7 protein-coding genes are annotated in these 5288 nt (G+C 68.2%); 4 read left to right on the forward strand and 3 right to left on the reverse strand.

What is annotated here, in order from left to right; genetic code table 11:
* Window positions 1-142: 142 nt before the first annotated feature.
* The gene (locus DMB80_RS27525) at window positions 143-1270 is read right to left on the reverse strand and encodes an adenylate/guanylate cyclase domain-containing protein (protein WP_111512728.1); all 1128 of its coding nucleotides are present in this window, start codon (window positions 1268-1270) and stop codon (window positions 143-145) included.
* Window positions 1271-1302: 32 nt separating this feature from the next.
* On the opposite strand from DMB80_RS27525, the gene DMB80_RS27530 reads away from it, so the two are divergent.
* Complete coding sequence (locus DMB80_RS27530; RefSeq protein ID WP_111512731.1) at window positions 1303-1794, forward strand: DNA-deoxyinosine glycosylase; 492 nt, start codon at window positions 1303-1305, stop codon at window positions 1792-1794.
* Here DMB80_RS27530 and DMB80_RS27535 read toward each other — a convergent pair.
* A complete protein-coding gene (locus tag DMB80_RS27535; RefSeq protein ID WP_420812248.1) occupies window positions 1784-2617 on the reverse strand; it encodes a DUF6597 domain-containing transcriptional factor in 834 nt (277 codons plus the stop codon). The two genes, DMB80_RS27530 and DMB80_RS27535, sit on opposite strands and share 11 nt — an antisense overlap.
* A gap of 27 nt (window positions 2618-2644) precedes the next feature.
* Between DMB80_RS27535 and DMB80_RS27540 the strand changes: the two genes are divergently transcribed.
* Genes DMB80_RS27540 through DMB80_RS27550 form a run of 3 tightly spaced genes read left to right on the forward strand, consistent with a single transcriptional unit; the run spans window position 2645 to window position 4039 of the window.
* Window positions 2645-3118 (forward strand): VOC family protein, encoded by a 474-nt coding sequence (locus tag DMB80_RS27540; RefSeq protein ID WP_111512729.1) that lies wholly within the window; start codon window positions 2645-2647, stop codon window positions 3116-3118.
* 20 nt (window positions 3119-3138) lie between these two features.
* Window positions 3139-3576 (forward strand): HIT family protein, encoded by a 438-nt coding sequence (locus tag DMB80_RS27545; protein ID WP_111512733.1) that lies wholly within the window; start codon window positions 3139-3141, stop codon window positions 3574-3576.
* Window positions 3577-3580: 4 nt separating this feature from the next.
* The gene (locus DMB80_RS27550) at window positions 3581-4039 is read left to right on the forward strand and encodes a nitroreductase family deazaflavin-dependent oxidoreductase (RefSeq protein ID WP_046362636.1); all 459 of its coding nucleotides are present in this window, start codon (window positions 3581-3583) and stop codon (window positions 4037-4039) included.
* On the opposite strand, the gene DMB80_RS27555 is transcribed toward DMB80_RS27550, so the two are convergent.
* Window positions 4036-5085, reverse strand: coding sequence for an LLM class flavin-dependent oxidoreductase (locus DMB80_RS27555; protein ID WP_111512730.1), 1050 nt, complete (start codon window positions 5083-5085; stop codon window positions 4036-4038). The two genes, DMB80_RS27550 and DMB80_RS27555, sit on opposite strands and share 4 nt — an antisense overlap.
* Between the last annotated feature and the right edge of the window lie 203 nt (window positions 5086-5288).

Consider the following 5288-nt stretch of genomic DNA (forward strand, 5'->3'; position numbering starts at 1 on the left):
GACGCGAGGATCGATGGGTTCATTGACAGCCACCCCCGCAGCCTCGGGGCGGAAGTGTCACCACCAGAACCACCCGAAGTGTCACCGATGTCCTGATGCAGAACTGTCACCGATGTCCTGAGAGATGACACTCGCGCCGGGACTACTCTTCGGCCGGCTCCGCCCTGCGCGCGCGGAACAGCTTCACGTCGGCCTTGAAGCCCTTCAGGTGTCGGGCTCCAGCGAACGACCAGGCGAATCTCTCGTCGTCGCCGATGGCGTCACGGGCACTCTCGGCCACGAGGACCGAACCCGGCCGAGCCGCACCGGTGACGCGAGCGGCGAGATTCACCGAGCTGCCGAACCAGTCCCCTTCGCGGCTCACCGCCATCCCGGTGGCCAGCCCGACGCGCAGACGCGGGAAATCCCCGTCGTCGTCGGTCGCGTCGACCAGGCGCAGTACCGCCTCCAGCAGCGGCACCGGCTCCGGGCTGACCAGCATCACCTCGTCGCCGATGGTCTTGATGAAGCGCACCGGGGCCACCGCGACCTCACGCGTCATGTCGGCCAGCCGTTGCGCCAACCGCTCGAGGTCCTCGGGCGGCAGCGCCTCCCCCAGTTTGGTGAACCCGACCAGATCGGCGAACGCGATCGTGACCTCCCGCGCCCCCGGCAGATGTTGGCCCTCCGCACGCTCGGTCGCAGTGACCGCCTGCGTCTCGATCGCATGCCGCAGCTGCAGCAGCAACACGTCCTGGATCAGCGGTCCCAGCATCGGCGCCAATTCGGAAACCAGCTTTTCCGATGCCTGCGCGATCTGCACTTCCGTTGCCGCCGGCCGGATCACAGCCGCCAGGGCCGCATATCGCATCGCCTCGGCCGCACGCGCCACCCCGTCCCCGAGGAGCCGGGTGATCTGCACCAGCTCGTCGGCGCTGATGCCCGCGGCCAGGAAGTCACGAGTGAACTTCGCCGCTTCGGCGTCGGCACGCAGCAGCACCGCAGCGTCCGGATCTTCGATGCGCGGCAACCCCATTGCCCGCTGAATCCGCTCGAACAGTTCGAGATCGACGTCGTACTTCTCGGCCGCCTCCCGCGCCGAGACGTAGACACCGTCGTCGCCGATGACCCGCCGCGACGCAAGCAGCATCGGCGACGAACTGGCCCGTATCTGCTCGATGCTCACCCCGCGTTCCAACAGCCACGGGATCAGCTCCGCGCGCTCGGCACGCGCATCGCCCTCGAGCCCGTCGAGCAGCCCGCTTGCCTCCACGTCGACGTCATCGGCCACGCGCTCAACCTACCGTGCGCTACACAGGAGGCATGGCGTCTCCGACCGTGCACAGCTTCCCACCGCTCGTCGCTGACCGTCCCCAGGTGTTGATCCTCGGGAACATGCCCGGCGTCATGTCGCTGGAGCAGCATCGGTACTACGCCCATCCACGCAACGCGTTCTGGCGAATCACCGCCGAGCTCTTCGGTTTCGACGCGCACGCACCCTACGAGGAGCGCGTGTGCAGGCTCACCGACGCGGGCGTGGCCGTCTGGGATGTGCTCGCGTCGTGTCGCCGGGTCGGCAGTCTCGACGCCGCAGTCGAACCGGCCAGCATGGTGGCCAACGACTTCGACGCGCTCTTCGCCGCACACCCGAGCATCGAACGCGTGTATTTCAACGGCGCCGCCGCGGCGAAGAACTATCGGCGCCTCGTCCGCACGGCGCATTCCCCGCCCACCGTGCTGCTGCCGTCCACCAGCCCCGCGCACACCGCACCGTTCGCGACGAAATTGACCGCGTGGCGCCAGATCATCGACTGAGGGGACCGTGCTGCGCTGCGTACTCACCCGGCGTCGTGCCGAGCATCACGCGAAAGTCGTTGCTGAAGTGCGCCTGGTCATACCAGCCCAGTCGAACCGCGAGATCCGCGAGGTCGACGTCGGCGCGAGTCTCGATCTCCCACGCGGCGTTCTGCAACCGGTATCGGCACAGCACCCACTTCACCGGCACACCGACGTAGCGACGGAACACACGCTGAGTGGTTCGCACACTCCACGGCGAGTGCGCCATCACCTGCTCGACCCGTTGCAGTTCCGGGTCCTCGCGCATGCGGTCCAGCAGGGCCGACAGCGGCGACAGCACGGTATCGTCCACCGAGGTGGCGCCGATCAGTCGGTCCAGCTGCTCGGCTGCAACACCCACATCGTCGGCGAGATCGCCTGCGCCGACGATCATCTCAGCGACGACGACCCGACCGGTGAACGAGGATGCGTCGCCGCCGAAGCGTGCCACGAACCCGCCCGGCGTGAACCGCGCACCGACGACCGCGCCTCGACCGCGCAGCGTCGTACGGAACACGCGCTCGACCACTCCGTGCACCAGGGTGTTCGGCAGCGCCACCCCGTGGCGCTCCCTATCGCTGCCCCACTCGCGAGTCAGATGCATCGACGGAAACGTCAGGACCGCGCTGTCGAACGACGGTCGGCCGTGCAGGTCCCACGTGACCGACCAGAAGTGCTCTACGAACCGGCCCGCCTCGCTGCTCGGCGCCCAGCGCTGCAGGTCGAATGCCGACGAGCTCGCAGGCCGCCCGAGCACGCCACGCATCGGCTGCTGCACTGTCGCCTTTTTCCAAGCCCCCACGCAGTCGAGGCTACGAAACTGACGCACATGTCCACATCCCCCATCGCACCCGGATACACCTCTCTGACCCCGTTTCTGTGCGTCGACGGTGCCGCAGCGGCGATCGAGTTCTACGGCAGCGTCTTCGGCGCCACCCTGGTCGAGAAGATGGACGGACCCGACGGGACCATCGCGCACGCCGAACTCGACTTCGGGATCGGTCGACTGCAATTGGGCGACCCGGCCGAGGCGTACCACCTCGCTGCGCCGCCGACCGGCGACGACGTCGTCGCCTACTCGGTGGCGGTGTACTGCGGCGACGTCGACGGCGTGGTCGAGCGGGCGCGGCAGGCCGGCGCGACGATCCGCGAGGAGCCGCAGGATTTCGCCACCGGCGACCGGTTCGCCTCGCTGCGTGATCCATTCGGCGTGCGATGGACGGTGATGACGCGCGTCGAGGACGTCTCCGCCGAGGAGCGGGATCGCCGGCTGGGTGAATGGGCGGCGCAGAACGCGAACTGACGTCCGGTTACCGTGACGGGATGTCCTGCGTCTTCTGCGCCATCGTCGCCGGCGAGGCCCCGGCCATCACGATCCACGAGGACGACGATCACCTGGCGATCCTCGACATCCGCCCGTTCACGCGGGGCCACACGCTCGTCATCCCGAAGAAGCACACCGTCGACCTCACCGACACCCCGCCCGCCACCCTGGCGTCGATGATGATGCTGGGCCAGCGCATCGCCAAGGCAGCACGGGCCTCAGGCCTGCACGCCGACGGCAACAACATCGCGATCAACGACGGCAAGGCCGCTTTCCAGACGGTGTTCCACATCCACCTGCACGTGGTGCCGCGACGCGACGGCGACAAGCTCTCGTTCGCCAAGGGGATGCTGATGCGTCGCGACGGCGATCGGGAGCAGACCGGACGCCTGCTGAGGGAGGCACTGGCGCAGATCGACACCGCAGAGTTGGATTGACCAGATGAACATCGCCCTGTGGGTCGAACAGAACGTCGGTGTGCGCCTGCTGATGCTGCATGACTCTCTCTACAAGCGCACGAATGGTCGTATCGGCCACCGCATTCCGCTGCCCGGTGTCCCACCGAGCCTGCTGCTGCACACCGTCGGCGCAAAGACCGGTAAGCACCGAACCAACACGCTGTCGTACTTTCCCGACGGCGGCCACTACTACGTCGTGGCCTCCAAGGGCGGCGATCCGCGGGCGCCCGGGTGGTATCACAACCTGAAAGCGAACCCGGACATCGAGATCAACCTCGGACCCAAGCGACTGGCGGTGACGGCGACGCCGGTGCTCGCCGACGATCCCGACTATCCGCGGTTGTGGGAGCTCGTCAACCGCGACAACAGCGACCGCTACAACGGCTACCAGCGTCGCACCAGCCGCAAGATCCCGCTGGTGAGACTCACCCCCAAAGGTTAGAACAGCTCTTTGGCCAGCAGTTCGAGCGTGGCTTCGCGTGCAGGCGAGGTCGCCGGGTCCACACCGCGGTGCGCCGACGCGACCGGATGGACCATCACTTCGTCGACGTCGAACTCCGCTGCCAGTTCGCGCACCTGCTCGGCCGCCTCCGAGGGGCTGCCCACCACGGCCTGCCGCAGACCGTGGTCGATGACCGACTGAGCCCGCGGGCCCATGTCCAACGCCTCGGCGTCCTCCACCAGATCGACGGCCGCCAGCGGCGCACCGGTACGCAACCGCGCCATCATCTGCAGGTTCGGGAGCACCAATCGCAGTGCCTCGTCGCGGGTTTCGGCCACCACCGCGTTGACGGTCAGGAACGTGACCGGCTCGGGCGTCAGCTCACTGGGCCGGAACTCGGCGCGATAGGTCTCCAGCGCCTCCGCCGTGCCCTGGCTCGAGAAGTGGTGCGCGAACACATACGGCAGGCCCTTGGCCGCCGCCAGATGCGCGGAGTACATCGAGGAGCCGAGCAGCCACAGCCTGGGCTCGGACGCGGCGGCCGGCGTGGCCTTGAGGATGTAGTTGTCCCGCATCAGGTCGCGCGGCAGCGCGACGCGGACTCCGGTGCGGCCCATCAGGGCGACGACGTCGTCGAGATACTCGGGGAACGCCTCGATGTCCCGGTCATCACGGCCGGCCGCGCCACGCAGCGCCATCGACGTGACCGGGTCGGACCCGGGCGCGCGGCCGATGCCCAGGTCGATGCGGCCGGGATGGGCGGCCTCGAGCAGCGCGAACTGCTCAGCGACCGCCAGCGGCGCGTGGTTGGGCAGCATGACCCCGCCGGAGCCCAGGCGCACAGCGGTGGTGTGCGCGGCCAGGTGGGCCAGCAGGACCGGCGGGCTGGTCGCCGCGACCGACGGCATGTTGTGGTGCTCGGCCACCCAGTACCGGGTGTAGCCGAGGCGATCGGCGGCCTGGGCCAGGCGCGTCGTCGCAGCCAGCGCATCCGAGGTGGTCTGGTCGGAGCGGACGGGGACGAGGTCGAGGACAGAGAGACGCATTGAACGTGCAACGCCTCAGGGCCCCGCGACGTTCCCTCCCGTGCGATTTCGGCGTGGTTACCGTCGGTCAGCGACGTGTTCTGTTCGGGGACATCGCTGACAGTTGTATGTCTCGGGACATCGCTGACACCTGAGTAGGGCTGGACCAGCATGGTTCATGGCCCAGAAGGTGACGGCGATGGATATCCGGATGGCGGCTGCCC

The sequence above is a fragment of the Mycobacterium kyogaense genome, from assembly GCF_003254575.1.
Taxonomy (GTDB): domain Bacteria; phylum Actinomycetota; class Actinomycetes; order Mycobacteriales; family Mycobacteriaceae; genus Mycobacterium; species Mycobacterium kyogaense.